The following is a 17,317-nucleotide window of genomic DNA, read 5'->3' as shown; positions in this document are numbered from 1 at the left end:
CTTTCCGGGGCAATCCGGTCCGCTCCGACCTCTGTGCGAACCCATCCGGACGATCTTCGTCCGGGGCGTTTTCGCAGGTCAGCAGGGGTTTGGGTAATGGATTTCGCGTCCCGGCGAGGTCCATGTATTGTTGTTCTCGCAAGGCCAACGGGGCGCAAAACCCCGGGAAGCCCAAGCACTCGTAGCTTAACGGATAGAGCATCTGACTACGGATCAGAAGGTTGCAGGTTCGAATCCTGCCGAGTGCACAGCAGGACGAAGGCCCCCAGGAGAAATCCTGGGGGCCTTCGTCGTATGTCCCGGCGTGTGTCCCGGCGTGGGCGTCTCCTCCTTGATGGGGAGGGGGTCCCCCGGAGGTTGTCAGGGGTGGGATGGCTCTGGCGGGTGACGCCGACTACGCGCCGGCCTCGGTACGGTTTTTGAAGATCGTCCGAAGTCGGAAAACGGGGGCACTCATGGGACTGTTCGGGAATGCGCACACGGTCGACCCGGTGTCGGCGCAGCGGGACTACGCGCGACTGCTGGGGCAGGGGGAGCAGGTGCACGCCGCCTTCCTGTTGATCAGGGACACGATCCTGTTCACCGACCGGCGGCTGGTGCTCGTCGACAAGCAGGGGCTCACGGGGAAGAAGGTGGAGTACCACTCCGTCCCGTACCGGAGCATCACGCACTTCTCCGTGGAGACCGCCGGCCACTTCGATCTCGACGCCGAGCTCAAGATCTGGATATCCGGGAGCCCGGCGCCGATCGAGAAGACCTTCACCAAGGGCGTCGACATCTACGAGGTGCAGGCGATCCTGACGCAGTTCGTCGCCCGGTAGCCCTCAGAGGACGCGGGGGAGGCCGGTCACCGACATCACCAGGGAGTAGAGGGAGGTGGTGGCGGTGATGAAGAGGCGGTTGTTCTTGGCGCCGCCGAAGGTGATGTTCGAGACCGGCTCGGGGACGCGGACGCGGCCGATCAGGGTGCCGTCCGGGGCGTAGCACTGGACGCCGTTCTCCATCGCGGCCGCCCACAGCCGGCCCTCGTCGTCGAAACGGATGTTGTCGACCCCGGGGCAGGCGGTGAAGACCCGGTCGTCGGTGAGGGTGCCGTCGTCGGTGACCTTGAAGGCGCGGACGTGGCCGGCGCGGGTGTCCGCGGCGTACAGCTCGCTCTCGTCGGGGGAGAAGACGAGGCCGTTGGGGCCGAGGAAGCCGTCGGCGGCCATGCGGACCTCGCCGGTCGCGGGGTCGGCCCGGTAGAGGTTGCAGGCGCCGATCTCGCCGGGGGCGCGGTGGCCCTCGTAGTCGCTGGTGATGCCGAAGTCCGGGTCGGAGAACCAGATGGTGCCGTCGGAGCGGACCACCGCGTCGTTCGGGCTGTTGAGCCGCCTGCCGTCGAAGCGGTCGGCGATGACGGTGAGGCTGCCGTCCGGCTCGGTGCGGGTGACGCGCCGGTTGCCCTGCTCACAGGTGATCAGGCGGCCTTCCCGGTCGAGGGTGTTGCCGTTGGAGTGCCCGGCCCTGGAGCGGAAGACCGAACCCGGCGCTCGCCTCGTCCCAGCGGAGCATCCGGTCGTTGGGGATGTCGCTCCACACCAGCTGCCGCCAGGCAGGGAGGTACAGCGGGCCCTCCGCCCAGCGGCAGTCGTCGTAGAGGCGTTCCAGCCGGGCGTCGCCGTTGGCGCAGCGGCCGGTCCGGAAGCGCTCGTCCAGGATCTCGTACAAGGTGAGGTCGGCTATGGCAGACATGATTCCCCCTGAGAGAGTCTCGCCGAATTTTGTTCGGTCTGATGGTGAGATTGCAGGATCAGGTACCGTCTTCGCAAGGGTCGACAGGCCCAAGAGAGGAAGATTGCGTGGACGACATCGACCGTGCGCTCGTCCTGCGCCTGCAGCAGGACGCCGGCCAGTCGTACGCCGCTCTCGGCACGGCCGTCGGACTCTCGGCCGGGGCCACCCACGAGCGCGTACGCAAACTGCGCGAGCGCGGGGTGATCCGGCGGACCACCATCGACGTCGACCCGGCCGCCGTCGGCAGTGGGGTCCTCGCCTACGTGATGGTCGACTCCAACGCCTGGATGGGCGAGTCCGGCGCCGACTTCGCCGCGATCCCCGAGATCCAGGAGGCGCACATCATCGCGGGCAGCGCCTCCGTGCTGGTCAAGGTGCGCACGCCCTCGACCGAGCAGCTGCAGGACGTCCTGCGCCGCCTCTACGCCATCGAGGGCGTCAGCGGGACGCATGCCACGGTCGTGCTGGACACCTTCTTCGAACGGCCGCTCCCGCTGTGACCTGGTGGTGCACCGGGATCCGGTGGAAGGACGGCAGCCCGGCCATCGGGTGGTACGGGCAGGGGCGCGGCGAACGGGCGAGCGTTCTGGAGTACGGGCAGCGGCTGGCCTTCGCCGCGAGCGGCGAGCGGCACTGCCTCGGCGTGTGGCGGGCCGGGAGGCGGACACCCTGTCCGACCGCCGCCCTCGTGCCCGGCCGCGCCGGGAACGCGCAGTGCCCCGAATGCGCGCGCCTCGACCGGTCGTTCTCCGTGGCAGCCGACACCAACGCCGCCGATCCGCGTACCTATCGGGTCTACCTGGCCTGGTTCGGGCCCGGCATGGTCAAGGTCGGGATCACCGCCGAGGAGCGCGGCTCCGCCCGGCTGCTGGAGCAGGGCGCGGTGGCCTGGGCCTGGCTGGGCCGCGGTCCGCTGATGGCCACCCGGCGCACCGAGGAGCTGCTGCGGGCCGCGCTCGGGGTGCCCGACCGGATCGCGTACGCCCGCAAGCGCGCCGTACGGGCCCAGCTGCCGCCGGGACCGGACCGGGCCCGGGAGGTGTCCGAGCTGCATGCCCGGGCCGCGGCGCTGTCCGGGTGGCCGGAGTCGCTGGAGCGCGTGGGGTGCGAAGTCACCGATCATGCGGAGGCGTTCGGGCTGGACGGGTTGCCGGCGCCCGCGCGGGTGCTCACCGGGATGGTCCCCGGTCGGGCCGTCGTGGGGAGGCTGGTGGGCGCGGCCGGTCCCGATCTGCACTTCGCGGACGGGCTCGTCGTGGACACCCGGCTGCTGGCCGGCTGGGAGCTCACCGCCCCGGGGGACGAGGCGGTGACGTCGGTCCCGGTGGCGGAGGTCCCGTCGGCCGCACCCGCGCCGGCCGAGCAGGACGGGCTGTTCTGAGGAGTGCCCCCCGGTCCCGGTCGGCTCCCGGTCGGCTCCCGGGCGGCTCCCGGGCGGTCTCCGGGTGCTCCCCCGTCGGCCCCGTTCCGCTCCGGCCGGGCAAGGTCAAAACTTGGATCCCTTTGGCCTTCCCGAGCCGTTTCCGGTGGACACGCCGGGGCGGTCCGCGGAGGGTGGAGAGCATGAGCATCCAGCCGATACCGGCCTTCGAACCGCCTTATGTCATGGCCGTTTTCAGCAATGTCCGGACCGCCGACGACAGCGGATATCCCGACACCCTCGCCCGGATGAAGGAGATCGTCCAGGGGAATCCCGGGTACCTCGGATACGAGTCCGCCCGCACCCCCGACGGTCTCGGCATCACCGTCGCCTACTTCCGCGACCACGAGTCCCTCACCGCGTGGCGGGAGGACCTGGAGCACCAGGCGGCCATGAAGCAGGGCCGCAACGACTGGTACGAGAGCTACACCCTGCACGTCGCCACCGTCGAGCGGAGCCACGGCTTTGTCCGCAACGGCTGAGGCGGTCCGCGCCTTCCGGGAGCGGCTCGGGTTGCCGGGACTGGTCGACGTCCACACGCACTTCATGCCCGAGCGGGTCCTGGACAAGGTCTGGGAGTACTTCGACGCGGTCGGCCGGCTGACCGGCGTCGAGTGGCCGATCACCTACCGGCACGAGGAGGAGCGGCGGGTCGCGCTGCTGCGGGAGTTCGGGGTCCGGGCCTTCACCGCCATGCTCTACCCGCACAAACCGGAGATGGCCGCCTGGCTCAACTCCTGGTCCGCCGATTTCGCCGCCCGCACCCCCGACTGCCTGCACACCGCGACCTTCTTCCCGGAGGAGGGCGTCGCCACGTACGTCCGCCGGGCCGTCGACTCCGGGGCCCGGATCTTCAAGGCGCACCTCCAGGTCGGCGGTTACGACCCCAATGACGACCGGCTGGATCCGGTGTGGGGGCTGCTCGCCGAGGCCGGCATCCCGATCGTGATCCACTGCGGGTCGGGTCCCGTCCCGGCCAAGTACACCGGACCCGGCCCGGTCGGCCGGCTGCTGGCCCGCCACCCGCGGCTGCCGCTGGTCATCGCGCACATGGGCATGCCCGAGTACGCCGACTTCCTCGACCTCGCCGACCGGTACGCCGCGGTGCGCCTGGACACCACCATGGTCTTCACCGACTTCTCCGAGCGGCTCAGCGGCTTCCCGCCCGGTGAGCTCGGCCGGCTCGCGGACCTCGGCGACCGGATCCTGCTCGGCACCGACTTCCCGAACATCCCCTACCCCTACGAGCACCAGCTCGCCGCCCTCGAACGGCTCGGCCTCGGCGACGACTGGCTCCGTGCGGTCTGCCACGACAACGGCGCCCGGCTCTTCCGGCTCGACGGCTGAGCGCCGTCTCCCGTTTCTCAGGAAATTCACAGGCAGGCACAAGAACGCTCTCAGAGGTCCCGGAGAACGTGTCCGGTATGACTGCGACGACCACCTCCCATGCGTCCACGTCCACCAGCAACCACACGGCCCTCGTGCGGCCCGACGGCGGGCCCTGCCGGGTGCTCGTCGTCGACGACGAGGCCGCACTCTCCGAGCTGCTGTCCATGGCCCTGCGGTACGAGGGCTGCGAGGTCCGCAGCGCCGGAGACGGGGCCGGTGCGGTGCGGGCGGCACGGGCGTTCCGGCCGGACGTGGTGATCCTCGACATCATGCTTCCCGACATGGACGGCCTCGCCGTCCTCGGGCGACTGCGCCGGGAGATCCCCCAGGTCCCCGTGCTGTTCCTGACCGCCCGGGACTCCGTGGAGGACCGGATCGCCGGCCTCACCGCGGGCGGCGACGACTACGTCACCAAGCCCTTCAGCCTGGAGGAGGTCGTGGCCCGGTTGCGCGGCCTGGTCCGGCGCTCGGGCGCGGCGCAGGCCGCACGCGGCGGTTCGGTGCTGGCCGTCGGCGATCTGCGGCTCGACGAGGACAGTCACGAGGTGGTGCGGGGCGACCGGGAGATCCACCTGACCGCCACCGAGTTCGAGCTGCTTCGCTACCTCATGCGCAACCCGCGACGCGTGCTGAGCAAGGCGCAGATCCTGGACCGGGTGTGGTCGTACGACTTCGGCGGCCAGGCCAATGTGGTCGAGCTCTACATCTCCTACCTGCGCAGGAAGCTGGAGAGCGGCCCCGGCCTGGCTCCGATGATCCACACCCGGCGCGGCGCCGGATATCTGATCAAGCCGGCCGAGTAGTGCGCTTCCGCTTTCCCGCCCGCAGGGGGCCGCGGCCGCGTGGCCGCCGGCCCTGGTCGCTGCGGACCCGGCTCGTCGTCTCGGCGGTGGCTCTGATCGCCGTGGTGGGCGCGGCCATCGGAACCGTCACCACCCTCGCCCTGCGCTCGTACCTGGTCGGTCAGGTCGACGAGCAGCTGACCACCTCCGTCGGGATGGCCGTGCGGATCCCCGCCGGGAAGCCGGCCCGGCAGAACAGCACCGGCTTCGTCACGGCCCCCGGCAGTCCGCTGGACGCCACCGGGGTACGCCTGGATCCCGACGGCACGGTGCGCGGGAGCGCCCGCAACGTCCGCGTCGAGGGGGCTCCCGAGGATGCACCGCCCCTCACCGAGCCCCAGAGCAGGATCCTCGCCGCGGCCGCCCGGAAGGCGGCACAGGCCGCGCAGGCAGCACAAGCCGCGTCGACCGGACAGGGCGGGCAGGGCACACAGGGAACACAAGGCGCACGGGGCGCGCGGGCCGAGCCGCGGCCGGTGGACGCCGACCTCCCGGGCCTCGGTGCCTACCGGGTGCTGGCCGAGCCCGACGGGAGCCTGGCCCTCGCCTTCCCCCTGAGCGAGGTCGACTCCATCGTGCGCACCCTGGTCGGAGTGGAGGTCTGTGTCACCCTCGCCGGCCTGATCGCAGCCTCCCTCGCCGGGCAGGCCCTGGTCGGAGTCGCCCTGCGCCCGCTGCGCCGGGTGGCCGCCACCGCCACCCGGGTCTCCGAACTCCCCCTGCACAAGGGCGAGCCCGCGCTCCACGAGCGGGTCCCCGACGCCGAGGCCGACCCCCGTACCGAAGTGGGCCAGGTCGGCGCGGCCATCAACCGGATGCTGGGCCACGTCTCCTCCGCCCTCACCGCCCGCCAGCAGAGCGAGATGCGCGTCCGGCAGTTCGTCGCCGACGCCAGCCACGAACTGCGCACCCCGCTGGCCTCCATCCGCGGTTACGCCGAGCTGACCCGCCGGGGACGGGAGGAACCCGGCCCCGACACCCGGCACGCCCTGGGCCGGATCGAGTCCGAGGCCACCCGGATGACCGGCCTCGTCGAGGACCTGCTGCTGCTCGCCCGGCTCGACGCGGGCCGCCCGCTCTCCGACTCCGACGCCGACACCGATCTGGCACCGCTCGTCGTCGACGCCGTCAGCGACGCCAGGGCCGCGGGTCCCGGTCACCACTGGCGCCTGAGCCTGCCCGAAGAGCCCGCGCCCGTCCGCGCCGATCCGGCCCGGATCCAGCAGGTCCTGGTGAACCTGCTCGCCAACGCCCGTACGCACACCCCACCCGGCACCACCGTCACCGCCCGTGTTTCACGTGAAACATCGGCCGTCCGGCTGGTGGTCGAGGACGACGGGCCCGGGATTCCGCCCGAACTGCTCCCCCACGTCTTCGAGCGCTTCGCCCGCGGTGACGCCTCCCGTTCCCGCACGGCCGGCTCCACCGGGCTCGGGCTCGCCATCGTCCAGGCCGTGGTCACCGCGCACGGCGGTCGGGTCGGCGTACGGAGCGAGCCCGGGCTGACCCGGTTCGAGGTCGTGCTGCTGCTCGCCCGGCCGACGGCCGCGGAGCCGGAATCACAGACAGGGCACAGGCTCACCACACAGCGGTGACAGGCCGCTCCACGAGGGTCGGAGCATGCCAACCGACACCTCTCCCGGGGCCCTTCCGGCACGGGCGCCCCTCGCGCCCGTGCCGGGTGAGCCCGTCCTCGACGTGGTGATCCCGGTCTTCAACGAGGAGAAGGACCTCGGCCCGTGCGTACGCCGGCTGCACGAGCACCTCACCCGGACCTTCCCCTATCCCTTCCGGATCACGGTCGCCGACAACGCGAGCACCGACCGCACCCCCGAGGTCGCGGCCGGGCTCGCCGCCGCACTGGACGGCGTACGCAGCACCCGGCTGGAGGAGAAGGGCCGGGGCAGGGCGCTGCGCACCGTCTGGTCCGACTCCGAAGCCCCCGTCCTCGCCTACATGGACGTGGACCTCTCCACCGACCTCAACGCCCTGCTGCCGCTGGTCGCACCGCTGATCTCCGGTCACTCCGACCTGGCGATCGGCACCCGGCTGGCACGTTCCTCACGGGTGGTGCGGGGAGCCAAGCGGGAGTTCGTCTCCCGGGCCTACAACCTCCTGCTGCGGTCCTCGCTGGCCGCCCGGTTCAGCGATGCCCAGTGCGGTTTCAAGGCCATCCGGCGCGAGGTCGCCGAGCGGCTGCTGCCGCTGGTGGAGGACACGGGCTGGTTCTTCGACACCGAACTGCTCGTGCTCGCCGAGCGGGCCGGGCTGCGGATCCACGAGGTGCCGGTGGACTGGGTCGACGACCCCGACTCCACCGTCCACATCGTCAGGACCGCCGCCGAGGACCTGAAGGGGGTGTGGCGCGTGGGCCGGGCGCTGGCCGTCGGAGCGCTCCCGCTGGACCGGCTCTCCCGCCCCTTCGGCGACGATCCGCGCGACCGCACCGCGCTGCCCGGAGTGGAGGGCGGGCTGGCCCGCCAGCTCCTCGGCTTCTGCGCCGTCGGAGCCCTGTCCACCCTGCTCTACCTGCTGCTGTACTCCGCCTTCCGGGGCGGGACCGGCCCGCAGACGGCCAACGGCGCCGCCCTGCTGCTCTCCGCCGTCGCGAACACCGCGGCCAACCGCCGGCTCACCTTCGGCGTCCGCGGCCGGGACCGGGCCGTGCGCCACCAGGCCCAGGGGCTGGTGGTCTTCGGCATCGGGCTGGCCCTGACGAGCGGTTCGCTCGCCGCGCTCGGAGCGGCCACCGCCGATCCCGCGCACGGCACCGAACTGGCCGTCCTGATCACCGCCAACCTCGCCGCCACCGTGCTGCGGTTCCTGCTCTTCCGCGCCTGGGTCTTCCCCGACCGGCGCGACACTCCCGCTAAGGACGACATCCGATGACCACCGCGGCAACTCCGCTCTTCCCGGCCCCCGAAGCCCGGGCCCGTACCGGCCGCCGAGCCGCCGACCGGCCCCGCTGGGAACGGCCCGCCTTCGCCGGGCTGCTGATCGCCACCGCCGCCCTGCTGCTGTGGGACCTGGGATCCTCCGGTTACGCCAACTCCTTCTACTCCGCCGCCGTGCAGGCGGGCAGCGAGAGCTGGAAGGCCTTCTTCTTCGGCTCCTCCGACGCGGGCAACTCCATCACCGTCGACAAGCCCCCGGCCGCACTGTGGCCGATGATGCTGTCGGTCCGTCTGTTCGGGCTCGGCTCCTGGCAGATCCTCGTCCCGCAGGCCCTGATGGGCGTCGGCACGACGGCCGTGCTCTACGCCGCCGTACGCCGCCAGTTCGGGCCCGGGGCGGCCCTGCTGAGTGGTGCGGCCTTCGCGCTCACGCCCGTCGCCGCGCTGATGTTCCGCTTCAACAATCCCGACGCGCTGCTGACGCTGCTGCTGACCGTCACCGTGTACTGCGTGCTGCGCGCCCTCGACGGGGCCCGCACCACGTGGCTGGTCTGGGCCGGCGTCGCCGTCGGCTTCGCCTTCCTCACCAAGACCTTGCAGGCCTTCGTCATCCTGCCGCCGCTCGCGCTGCTGTACGCGGTCTGCGCGCCGACCCGGCTGCGCAGGCGCCTGGGCCAGCTGCTGCTGGCCGGGCTCGCGATGGTGGCGGCCGGCGGCTGGTGGGTGGCGATCGTGGAGCTGTGGCCCGCGTCCTCCCGCCCGTACATCGGCGGTTCGCAGAACAACTCCTTCCTGGAACTGACCCTCGGCTACAACGGCCTCGGCCGGATCAACGGCAACGAGACCGGCAGCGTCGGCGGCGGCGCCCGGACCGGCGGGGCCGCGGCCTACGGCCTGCCCGAGGGCGGCCCGGGCGGCAGGGCCGGGGGAGGCGGCTGGGGGGAGACCGGCTTCGACCGGCTGTTCTCGGGGAACATCGGCGGGCAGATCTCCTGGCTGCTGCCCGCGGCCCTGGTGCTGCTGGTGGCCGGGCTGGTGGTGACCTGGCGGGCCCGCCGGGCCACCGACTCGCTGGACGGCATGGCCCGGGCGGCCTTCCTGGCCTGGGGCGGCGCGCTGCTGATCACCGCGATCGTCTTCAGCTACATGCAGGGCATCTTCCACGAGTACTACACCGTGGCCCTGGCTCCGTTCGTGGCCGCGCTGATCGGCATGGGCGTCGCCGTGCTGTGGGAGGAGCGGGGCACCGCGGCCGCCTCGATCGCCCTCTCCGGCACGCTGGCCCTGACGGCCGTCTGGTCGTACGTGCTGCTGGGCCGCGCCACCGGCTATCTGCCCTGGCTGCGCTGGGCCGTGCTGCTGGGCGGGCTGCTCGCCGCGGCCGCGCTGCCGTTCGCCGCACGGGCGGGCCGCCGGATGCTGCCGGCGGTGGCGGCGCTGGGAGTGGCCGCGGCCCTGGCCGGGCCGTTCGCGTACTGCCTGACCACCGTGAGCACCGGGCACACCGGCTCCATCGTGACCGCCGGACCGGCGGTGGCGGGCGGCCGGGGTGGACCCGGCGGCATGATGGGCGGCTTCCGGGGCGGCGCCGGCGAGATGCCGCAGGGCGGGCCGGGCGGCCAGGGCACCCAGGGCGGGCAGCCGGGAGGTGCCCAGCCGAACGGCGGTCAGCAGGGCGGCGGGCAGCCGGGCGGCGGTCAGCCGGGTGGCGCGCTGCCGCAAGGAGGCATGCCGCCGGGCCAGGGCGCTGCGGGCGGACGCGGCGGCATGCGCGCGGGCGGCGGGCCGGGCGGAGCGGGCGGCCTGCTGAACGGGGCCCGGGTCGGCGCCGAGGCCAAGGCGGCCCTCACCACCGACGCCGACGCGTACACCTGGGCGGCGGCCGCCATCGGCTCGCAGAACGCGGCAAGTTATCAGCTGGCCTCGGGCGCCCCCGTGATGGCGATCGGAGGCTTCAACGGCAGCGACCCCTCACCGACCCTGGAGCAGTTCAAGACGTACGTGCGGGAAGGGAAGATCCACTGGTTCATCGGCCAGGGAGACGCCACGGGCACCACAGGTGCCACCGGTGGACCCGGCACCACCGAGGGCGGCGTGCGGGGCGGCGGCGGTCCGGGCGGCGGCACCAGCAGCGAGATCGAGAGCTGGGTCAAGGCCGGCTTCAAGGCGTCCACGGTCGGCGGAGCCACTTTCTACGACCTGACCGCTCCGACGTCATGATCCGGTCGGATCCGGTCCGATCGGGTCTCATCCGGCCCGATCGACAGGACACCCCCTAGCATCAAGAGGGCGGACCGGGCATTCCGGGCCGATCCACCTGTCGTGAGGAGGGTGCGTGCATGGTGACCACGGCCGATCCGGGCGAGACCCGGACCAGTGTGTGGCTGACCGCCAGGCCCGCCGCCCCCGCCAGACGCCGCACCGAGGCACCCTCCGGGCTCGACCGGGAGCGGATCACCGCCGCGACCGTGCGGCTGCTCGACGCCGAAGGGCTGGCCCGGTTCTCGATGCGGCGGCTCGCCGCCGGTCTCGGGGTCACCGCGATGTCCCTGTACTGGTACGTGGATACCAAGCACGATCTGCTCGAGCTCGCCCTGGACAGCGCCCTGGGCGAGCTCGGGCTGCCGGCCGGGCCGCCGGGCGGCGGCGAGGCGGCCTGGCCGGGCCGGCTGCAGGCGCTGGCCCGCGGCTACCGGAGGGTGCTGGCGGACCATCCGTGGGTGGCTCCGCTCACCGCTGCCTATCCGAACATCGGCCCGCACGCGCGGGCCTTCGACGCCGCCCTCCAGCGGCTGCTGGACGCCACCGGCCTGGCGGACGCCGCCCGGACCGGCGCCCACCTGGCCGTGTCGCAGTTCCTGCAGGGCTGCGGGGGCGCGGTCCGGCGGGCGCCCGAGGGCGACTTCTGCCTCGCGCTCGACGTCCTCATCGCGGGCATCGACGCCAAAGCCAAAGCGACGGCCAAAGCCACGGCCAAGGCCTGAGCCCGAGCCCGAGTCCCATGCCCGAGCCCGAGGCCCGAGTCCCAGGCCCGAAGCCCCGTCGCCGGCCCCCGGCGCCGCCGAGGCCCGGATTCGCTCAGGCCTTGACCACGGCCTCGGCGGAGGCCACCGGCTCGGGTGAGGCCGCCGGGGCGGCGTGGGCCGCCGGCTTCGACTTCAGGGCCACCTCCCTGATGAACACCACCAGCACCAGGCCGAGGAGCGCGAACGGGGCGGCGTAGAGGAAGACGTCGCCGACGCCGTGCCCGTACGCGGACTCGATGACCTCGCGGACCGGCGCGGGCAGCTTGTCGAGGTCGGGGATCCCGCCCCCGGCGGTGCCGCTGCCCAGGGCCGCGGCCTTCGGCCCGAGTGCGGCCAGCCCGTCCTGGACGTAGTGGGTGACCCGGTTGGCCATGACCGCGCCGAGTGCGGAGACGCCCATGGCGCCGCCGAGGGAGCGGAAGAAGGTGACGACCGAGCTGGCCGCGCCCAGGTCCTCGGGGGCCACCTGGTTCTGGGTGGCGAGGACCAGGTTCTGCATCATCATGCCGAGACCGAGGCCGGTCAGCGCCATGTAGAGCGCGATGTGCCAGTACGGGGTGTCGTAGCGCAGGGTGCCCAGCAGGCCGAGGCCGACGGTCAGCAGCACGCCGCCGGAGACGAGCCAGGCCTTCCACTTACCGGTCTTGGTGATCACCTGACCGGAAACGGTGGAGGAGACGAAGAGCCCGGCGATCATCGGAATCGTGAGGATTCCGGACATCGTGGGGGACTCGCCGCGGGCCAACTGGAAGAACTGGCTGAAAAACACGGTCCCCGCGAACATCGCGATGCCCACGAACAGCGAGGCCGCCGAGGCCAGGCTGATCGTCTTGTTGCGGAAGAGCCGCAGCGGGATGATCGGGTCGCTCGCGCGGGACTCGACGAGGACGAAGAGCAGGCCGAGCAGGACCGCGCCGCCCGTCATGGCCCAGGTCTGCCAGGAGATCCACTCGTAGGAGTCGCCGGCCTGCGTGACCCAGATCAGCAGCAGCGAGACGGCGCCGCTGATCAGGAAGGCGCCCAGCCAGTCGACCTTGACGTCGCGGCGGACGACCGGGAGGTGCAGGGTCCGCTGGAGCACGATCAGGGCGATGATCGCGAACGGCACGCCGACGTAGAAGCACCAGCGCCAGCCCAGCCACTCGGTGTCGGTGATGACACCGCCCAGCAGCGGGCCGCCGACGGTGGCGACGGCGAAGACCGCGCCGAGGTAGCCGCTGTACCGGCCGCGCTCGCGCGGGGAGATCATCGCGGCCATGACGATCTGGGCGAGGGCCGACAGGCCGCCGACGCCTATGCCCTGGACCACGCGGCAGGCGATCAGCGTGCCGGTGTTCTGGGACATGCCCGCGACCACGGAGCCGAGGACGTAGATCACGAGGGAGATCTGGACCAGCAGCTTCTTGCTGAAGAGGTCGGACAGCTTGCCCCACAGCGGGGTGGCCGCCGTCATCGACAGCAGGGCGGCGGTGACCACCCAGGTGTACGAGGACTGGGTGCCGCCGAGGTCGCTGATGATCTGGGGCAGGGCGTTGGAGACGATCGTGGAGGACAGGATCGCCACGAACATGCCGAGCATCAGCCCGGACAGCGCCTTCATGATCTGCGGGTGGGTCATGGTCACGGCCGCGGAAGCGGATGCTCCCGCGGCCGCAGAGGTGGGTGTGTTGTCGGTTGTCGTCTCCGACGGGGCCATGTCTTTCCTTTGTCTAGAAGCTCGATCGGAGTCGGGCCAGCAGGGTGTTGAGCACGTCGATGTCCTGGGCGGACCAGCCGTGGAGGGCTCTCTCGAGCGCGGCGGTGTAGCGGGCGCCGAGCTGGGCGAGCAGCGCCCGGCCGGCCGGCGTGAGGCGCAGGATCCGGCAGCGTCCGTCGCCCGGGTCGGTCTCGCGCTCGATCCAGCCGCGGTCGGCGACGTGGGTGACGTGCCGGCTGGTCACCGAGATGTCCACGGCCATGAACTCGGCCAGCCGGCTCAGCCGCATCTCCCCGTGCCGGTCGAGCACCGTGAGGACGGCGGCTGCGCCGGGTGGGCAGTCCGGGGGCAGGCTGCGGGCGAGCTCGCGCTTGACCGCGCCGATTCCGGTGAGCTGGCGGGCCAGCTCCTCGTGCGCAGTGGGCGCAGTGGGTGGGGCGGCCGCAGTGGCCGGAGCGGTCGGAGTCGGCGCAGCGGTCATCGTCACCGGGTTCCTCCATCTTGTTGCTTCAGGCAACCATAGAAGCGAATGGTTGCTACAGGCAAACGAATCTGGGGGGTGGGGCGGTAAAAGAATCGGAAAACCGGCTAGGGTCCTGCTCCATGGCTGAGAACCACAACTCACAGGTCCCCGAGGGCAACTACGACCCCGCGGGCAGCACGCAGATGTTCCGGGCCTTCGTCGAGGAGGCCGCACCGGCCCGCCAGGCGGGACCGGGCTCCCGCCAGCAGCGCCGCGCCGCGGAGCAGGAGCGGTCCGGTTCCTCGGGCTCGACCGCCAAGGTGGCGCTGATCATCGGGCTCGTCCTCATGATCGGCGCGGCCGCCTGGGTGGTCCTGCACTGACGGACCCGGCGGGGGCCGGACGCGCCGGCCTCAGCTCCAGGTGGCGGTGACGCTCCGGGTGTCCACGTGCATGCCCAGCGGCACCCGCCAGGCCTCCACGCACACGGTGTAGGTCTGCGTCTTCGAGGCTCCGCCCGCGAGGGGCGCCGGCAGCGGCTGGGTCGTGGTGATCGTCGCCCAGTCGATGCCGAGGGCGCCGATGATGTGCGTCGCGAAGCTGACGGTGCCCGCACGGGCCGCCGTCGTGCCCGTGTTGGTGAAGGTCACCGTGACCCGCTCGCACCAGCGGTCGGCCGCGGCCGCCCTCGTCGGCGCGGACAGCGTCAGCTTCGCCGGGGTCGCGGGCGGGGCCGGGGGCGTGGTGCCGGGCCTGGTGGACGGGGTGCCCGGGCCCGTGGGTGAGCCCGACGGCGTGCCGGGGGTGTTCGGCGCGTTCGGCGTGCCCGCCGGCGGTGTGGTGCGCCCGGAGCCGGCCGGGGTGCCGGGGGTGCCTGCGGAGCCGCCGGGGGCGGTGGCCGCGGAGCCGCCCGGAGCGGAGTCGTCCGGGGGCCGGGATCCCGGCGCGTCGGGCGACGTACCGGTCGGCGTACCGGACGACGCGGAGGAGCCGCCCGCCGCGGACGGGCCGCCGAGCTGCTGGAACTCCACCCGGCCCTGGGGCGCCACGTTCTCCCCCGCGGCCCGTTCGGGGCCCGGGGCCGCAGCGCCCACGGCGAGGTAGCCGTCCCGCGCCGGGCCGCCGCAGCCGGTGAGGCCGACGGCCGCCGTGCAGCACAGGGCGAGGAGGGTGGTGGCCGCCCGCGATCCCTTTCGCATCGCGCCAGTTTTCCTGACGGATCGTCAATTGGGAAGCGGGCGGCGCCCGGTCACTCTCCGATGAGACCTGCGCGCAGCTGCGCGAGGGTGCGGGTCAGCAGCCGGGAGACGTGCATCTGGGAGATGCCGACCTCCTCGCCGATCTGCGACTGCGTCATGTTCGCGAAGAAGCGCAGCATGATGATCTGCCGTTCCCGGGGCGGGAGTTTGGCGAGCAGCGGCTTCAGGGACTCGCGGTACTCGACGCCTTCGAGCGCGGTGTCCTCGTAGCCGAGGCGGTCCGCGAGCGAGCCCTCGCCGCCCTCGTCCTCGGGAGAGGGCGAGTCGAGCGAGGAGGCGGTGTAGGCGTTGCCGACGGCGAGACCGTCGACCACGTCCTCCTCCGAGACCCCGAGCACCGCGGCGAGCTCCGGCACGGTCGGCGAGCGGTCCAGCTTCTGGGCGAGCTCGTCGCTGGCCTTGGTCAGCGCCAGGCGCAGCTCCTGGAGCCGGCGCGGGACGCGGACGGACCAGGAGGTGTCCCTAAAGAATCGTTTGATCTCGCCCACGACGGTCGGCATCGCGAACGTCGGGAACTCCACGCCGCGTTCGCAGTCGAAGCGGTCGATCGCCTTGATCAGGCCGATGGTGCCGACCTGGACGATGTCCTCCATCGGCTCGTTGCGGCTGCGGAAGCGAGCCGCGGCGTACCGCACGAGGGGCAGGTTCAGCTCGATCAGGGTGTCGCGTACGTACGCCCGTTCGGGGCTGTCCGCGTCCAGGGCGGCGAGTCGCTGGAAGAGGGAGCGGGAGAGGGTGCGGGTGTCGATGGCTTCCGAGCGGTCGGACACTGCCGGCGGCGTCACGCTCTTGACGAGCGTGAGCACCTTGGAGCTGCCCTGGTCTACGGACATGCCACCCCCTTGAGGTCGCGGACGGTCGCGTGCGGCGCGCCCGTCGGAGGAACGCAGCCTCCACCTGAATACCGGAGGCGGGGCTGCGGCAAACGCGGTTCAAGCAGAATGTCACATGTCGGCAACACGCTGTAGCGCCAAGTCGACATATATCTCCAGCGACAGGAGCGGCCGGAGGGTGATCAGCCCGATCTGTCGGGAAACGTGCGGATGATCTCCACTCGTTACGGTTACGCCTCGATCCTGTTTGCGGATCTCAGTCGGGCGAAGCTCCGGGCGAGCAGCCGTGAGACGTGCATCTGGGAGACCCCGAGCTCGGCACTGATCTGCGACTGCGTCAGGTTGTTGTAGTACCGCAGGAGCAGGATCCGCTGTTCGCGCTCGGGCAGTTGTACGAGGAGGTGGCGGACGAGGTCGCGGTGCTCGACCCCGGCCAGCTCCGGGTCCTCGTAGCCGAGGCGGTCCAGCAGCCCGGGCATGCCGTCGCCCTCCTGGGCCGCCTCCAGCGAGGTCGCGTGGTAGCTGCGCCCGGCCTCGATGCAGGACAGCACCTCGTCCTCGGTGATGCGCAGCCGCTCGGCGATCTCCGGGGTGGTCGGGGTGCGCCCGTGGAGCGTGGTGAGGTCCTCGGTGGCGGCGTTGACCTGGACCCACAGTTCGTGGAGGCGGCGCGGTACGTGGACGGTGCGGACGTTGTCGCGGAAGTACCGTTTGATCTCGCCCACCACGGTCGGCATCGCGAAGGTCGGGAACTGCACGCCGCGGTCCGGGTCGAACCGGTCGATGGCGTTGATCAGGCCGATGGTGCCGACCTGGACCACGTCCTCCATCGGCTCGTTGCGGCTGCGGAAGCGGGCGGCCGCGTACCGGACGAGCGGGAGGTTGGCCTCGATGAGGGCCCCGCGCACCCGCGTGTGTTCGGCGGTGCCCGGCTCCAGGCCTTTCAGCTGGCCGAAGAGGACCTGGGTGAGGGCCCGGGTGTCCGCGCCCCGGCTCGGGGGTCTCGGCGCCGCCGGAGGCTCCTCGGGCGGCTCCGGGCGGGACTCCTGAGGGGGCTCCGGGCGGGAATCCGGAGGAGGCTCCCGGAGCGGGTCCTGACAGGACTCCTGACGGGACTCCGGGCGGGGCTCCTGACGGGGTTCCTGGCGGGGCTCTTGCTGGGTCGGCAGCTGGGGGTCCTGTCGGGGTGGCACCTGAGGCGCAGTACTGGCCGGCACGGTCACGCCACCCCTTCAGTCAACTCATCCGTCAAAAGCGGTCATAGCATCACAAGAGATGTGCACTGTGTGCAAGCACCGTATAACGCCGTGTTGAGGGCAAGTTGGGCATATCAGGGCAATACGCCCAGCGATGGGTATGCAAAAAGCCCCCCACCCGTCGGAGTGGGGGGCCGGAATTCCGGGAACCGCTTCAGCGTACGGGGTCAGCGCACCAGTTCGGTCATGAACTCGCCGATGCCGGACGCGGCATCCGATATCCCCTGGAAGCCTATTCCCACCATCTCGGCCGCCCTCTTCGGCTGGGTGATGATCACGAAGAGGACGAACACGGTGAGGGCACCCGTGATGAGTTTCCTGGTGTCCACGAGCGGGCGGCCTCCCCAACCGGTCCTTGCAAGTCGGGTGAGTCTAACCGGTCAAGATTGGACACTGACGTGTCCTTTAAGGACCAATGACCCGGTGCTCCGGGTCCTTTGCCGGTGGGTCCGGGGTTGCGGCG

General features: G+C 71.9%; 17 protein-coding genes, 1 tRNA gene and 1 pseudogene. 12 read left to right on the top strand and 7 right to left on the bottom strand.

Features of this window, described 5'->3' with window-relative positions:
- The first annotated feature begins 175 nt into the window (after positions 1–175).
- A tRNA-Arg gene (locus OG472_RS22350) sits at positions 176–248 on the top strand.
- A gap of 207 nt (positions 249–455) precedes the next feature.
- Entirely contained in the window at positions 456–821 is a 366-nt protein-coding gene (locus OG472_RS22345; protein WP_319723656.1) for a PH domain-containing protein, read from the top strand.
- A gap of 3 nt (positions 822–824) precedes the next feature.
- Here OG472_RS22345 and OG472_RS22340 read toward each other — a convergent pair.
- A pseudogene (locus OG472_RS22340) lies at positions 825–1,734 on the bottom strand (SMP-30/gluconolactonase/LRE family protein).
- A gap of 107 nt (positions 1,735–1,841) precedes the next feature.
- Here OG472_RS22340 and OG472_RS22335 point away from each other — a divergent pair.
- The 9 genes from OG472_RS22335 to OG472_RS22295 all read left to right on the top strand — a co-directional run bounded on the left by OG472_RS22335 (position 1,842) and on the right by OG472_RS22295 (position 11,305).
- Entirely contained in the window at positions 1,842–2,276 is a 435-nt protein-coding gene (locus tag OG472_RS22335) for an Lrp/AsnC family transcriptional regulator (protein ID WP_361753385.1), read from the top strand.
- Positions 2,273–3,157 (top strand): DUF2797 domain-containing protein, encoded by an 885-nt coding sequence (locus OG472_RS22330; RefSeq protein ID WP_401610322.1) that lies wholly within the window; start codon positions 2,273–2,275, stop codon positions 3,155–3,157. The genes OG472_RS22335 and OG472_RS22330 overlap by 4 nt, the downstream gene beginning before the upstream one ends.
- Before the next feature lie 182 nt (positions 3,158–3,339).
- Positions 3,340–3,678: an antibiotic biosynthesis monooxygenase family protein gene (locus OG472_RS22325; RefSeq protein WP_405941939.1), complete on the top strand. Its 339-nt coding sequence runs from the start codon at positions 3,340–3,342 to the stop codon at positions 3,676–3,678.
- The gene (locus OG472_RS22320) at positions 3,662–4,543 is read left to right on the top strand and encodes an amidohydrolase family protein (protein WP_401610325.1); all 882 of its coding nucleotides are present in this window, start codon (positions 3,662–3,664) and stop codon (positions 4,541–4,543) included. The genes OG472_RS22325 and OG472_RS22320 overlap by 17 nt, the downstream gene beginning before the upstream one ends.
- A gap of 77 nt (positions 4,544–4,620) precedes the next feature.
- On the top strand, positions 4,621–5,388 hold the full coding sequence (locus tag OG472_RS22315) for a response regulator transcription factor (RefSeq protein ID WP_405941938.1): 768 nt from the start codon (positions 4,621–4,623) through the stop codon (positions 5,386–5,388).
- On the top strand, positions 5,388–7,022 hold the full coding sequence (locus OG472_RS22310) for a sensor histidine kinase (protein ID WP_405941937.1): 1,635 nt from the start codon (positions 5,388–5,390) through the stop codon (positions 7,020–7,022). The genes OG472_RS22315 and OG472_RS22310 overlap by 1 nt, the downstream gene beginning before the upstream one ends.
- A 25-nt stretch (positions 7,023–7,047) precedes the next feature.
- Positions 7,048–8,316 (top strand): glycosyltransferase, encoded by a 1,269-nt coding sequence (locus tag OG472_RS22305; protein ID WP_401610328.1) that lies wholly within the window; start codon positions 7,048–7,050, stop codon positions 8,314–8,316.
- A complete protein-coding gene (locus OG472_RS22300) occupies positions 8,313–10,541 on the top strand; it encodes an ArnT family glycosyltransferase (RefSeq protein ID WP_405941936.1) in 2,229 nt (742 codons plus the stop codon). The genes OG472_RS22305 and OG472_RS22300 overlap by 4 nt, the downstream gene beginning before the upstream one ends.
- Before the next feature lie 119 nt (positions 10,542–10,660).
- Positions 10,661–11,305, top strand: coding sequence for a TetR/AcrR family transcriptional regulator (locus OG472_RS22295; RefSeq protein ID WP_401610332.1), 645 nt, complete (start codon positions 10,661–10,663; stop codon positions 11,303–11,305).
- Positions 11,306–11,399: 94 nt separating this feature from the next.
- On the opposite strand, the gene OG472_RS22290 is transcribed toward OG472_RS22295, so the two are convergent.
- Both OG472_RS22290 and OG472_RS22285 read right to left on the bottom strand, forming a co-directional pair.
- Positions 11,400–12,965, bottom strand: coding sequence for an MDR family MFS transporter (locus tag OG472_RS22290; protein WP_405834905.1), 1,566 nt, complete (start codon positions 12,963–12,965; stop codon positions 11,400–11,402).
- Positions 12,966–13,056: 91 nt separating this feature from the next.
- Positions 13,057–13,524, bottom strand: coding sequence for a MarR family winged helix-turn-helix transcriptional regulator (locus OG472_RS22285; RefSeq protein WP_401610430.1), 468 nt, complete (start codon positions 13,522–13,524; stop codon positions 13,057–13,059).
- Between the two features lie 122 nt (positions 13,525–13,646).
- Here OG472_RS22285 and OG472_RS22280 point away from each other — a divergent pair, with 122 nt between their 5' ends.
- A complete protein-coding gene (locus OG472_RS22280) occupies positions 13,647–13,889 on the top strand; it encodes a hypothetical protein (protein WP_383576949.1) in 243 nt (80 codons plus the stop codon).
- 30 nt (positions 13,890–13,919) lie between these two features.
- Here the strand turns inward: OG472_RS22280 and OG472_RS22275 are convergent, their stop codons facing one another.
- The 4 genes from OG472_RS22275 to OG472_RS22260 all read right to left on the bottom strand — a co-directional run bounded on the left by OG472_RS22275 (position 13,920) and on the right by OG472_RS22260 (position 17,183).
- Entirely contained in the window at positions 13,920–14,705 is a 786-nt protein-coding gene (locus tag OG472_RS22275; protein WP_405830911.1) for a hypothetical protein, read from the bottom strand.
- Positions 14,706–14,755: 50 nt separating this feature from the next.
- Complete coding sequence (locus tag OG472_RS22270; RefSeq protein WP_319733636.1) at positions 14,756–15,598, bottom strand: RNA polymerase sigma factor SigF; 843 nt, start codon at positions 15,596–15,598, stop codon at positions 14,756–14,758.
- Positions 15,599–15,828: 230 nt separating this feature from the next.
- Positions 15,829–16,767 (bottom strand): RNA polymerase sigma factor SigF, encoded by a 939-nt coding sequence (locus tag OG472_RS22265; protein ID WP_405834904.1) that lies wholly within the window; start codon positions 16,765–16,767, stop codon positions 15,829–15,831.
- Between the two features lie 254 nt (positions 16,768–17,021).
- Complete coding sequence (locus OG472_RS22260) at positions 17,022–17,183, bottom strand: hypothetical protein (protein ID WP_383576941.1); 162 nt, start codon at positions 17,181–17,183, stop codon at positions 17,022–17,024.
- Positions 17,184–17,317: the final 134 nt, after the last annotated feature.

The sequence above is a fragment of the Streptomyces sp. NBC_00207 genome, from assembly GCF_045160965.1.
Lineage (GTDB): Bacteria > Actinomycetota > Actinomycetes > Streptomycetales > Streptomycetaceae > Streptomyces.
The sequence above is the reverse complement of the archived record's forward strand: the minus strand, read 5'-3'. Positions and strand labels throughout refer to the sequence as shown.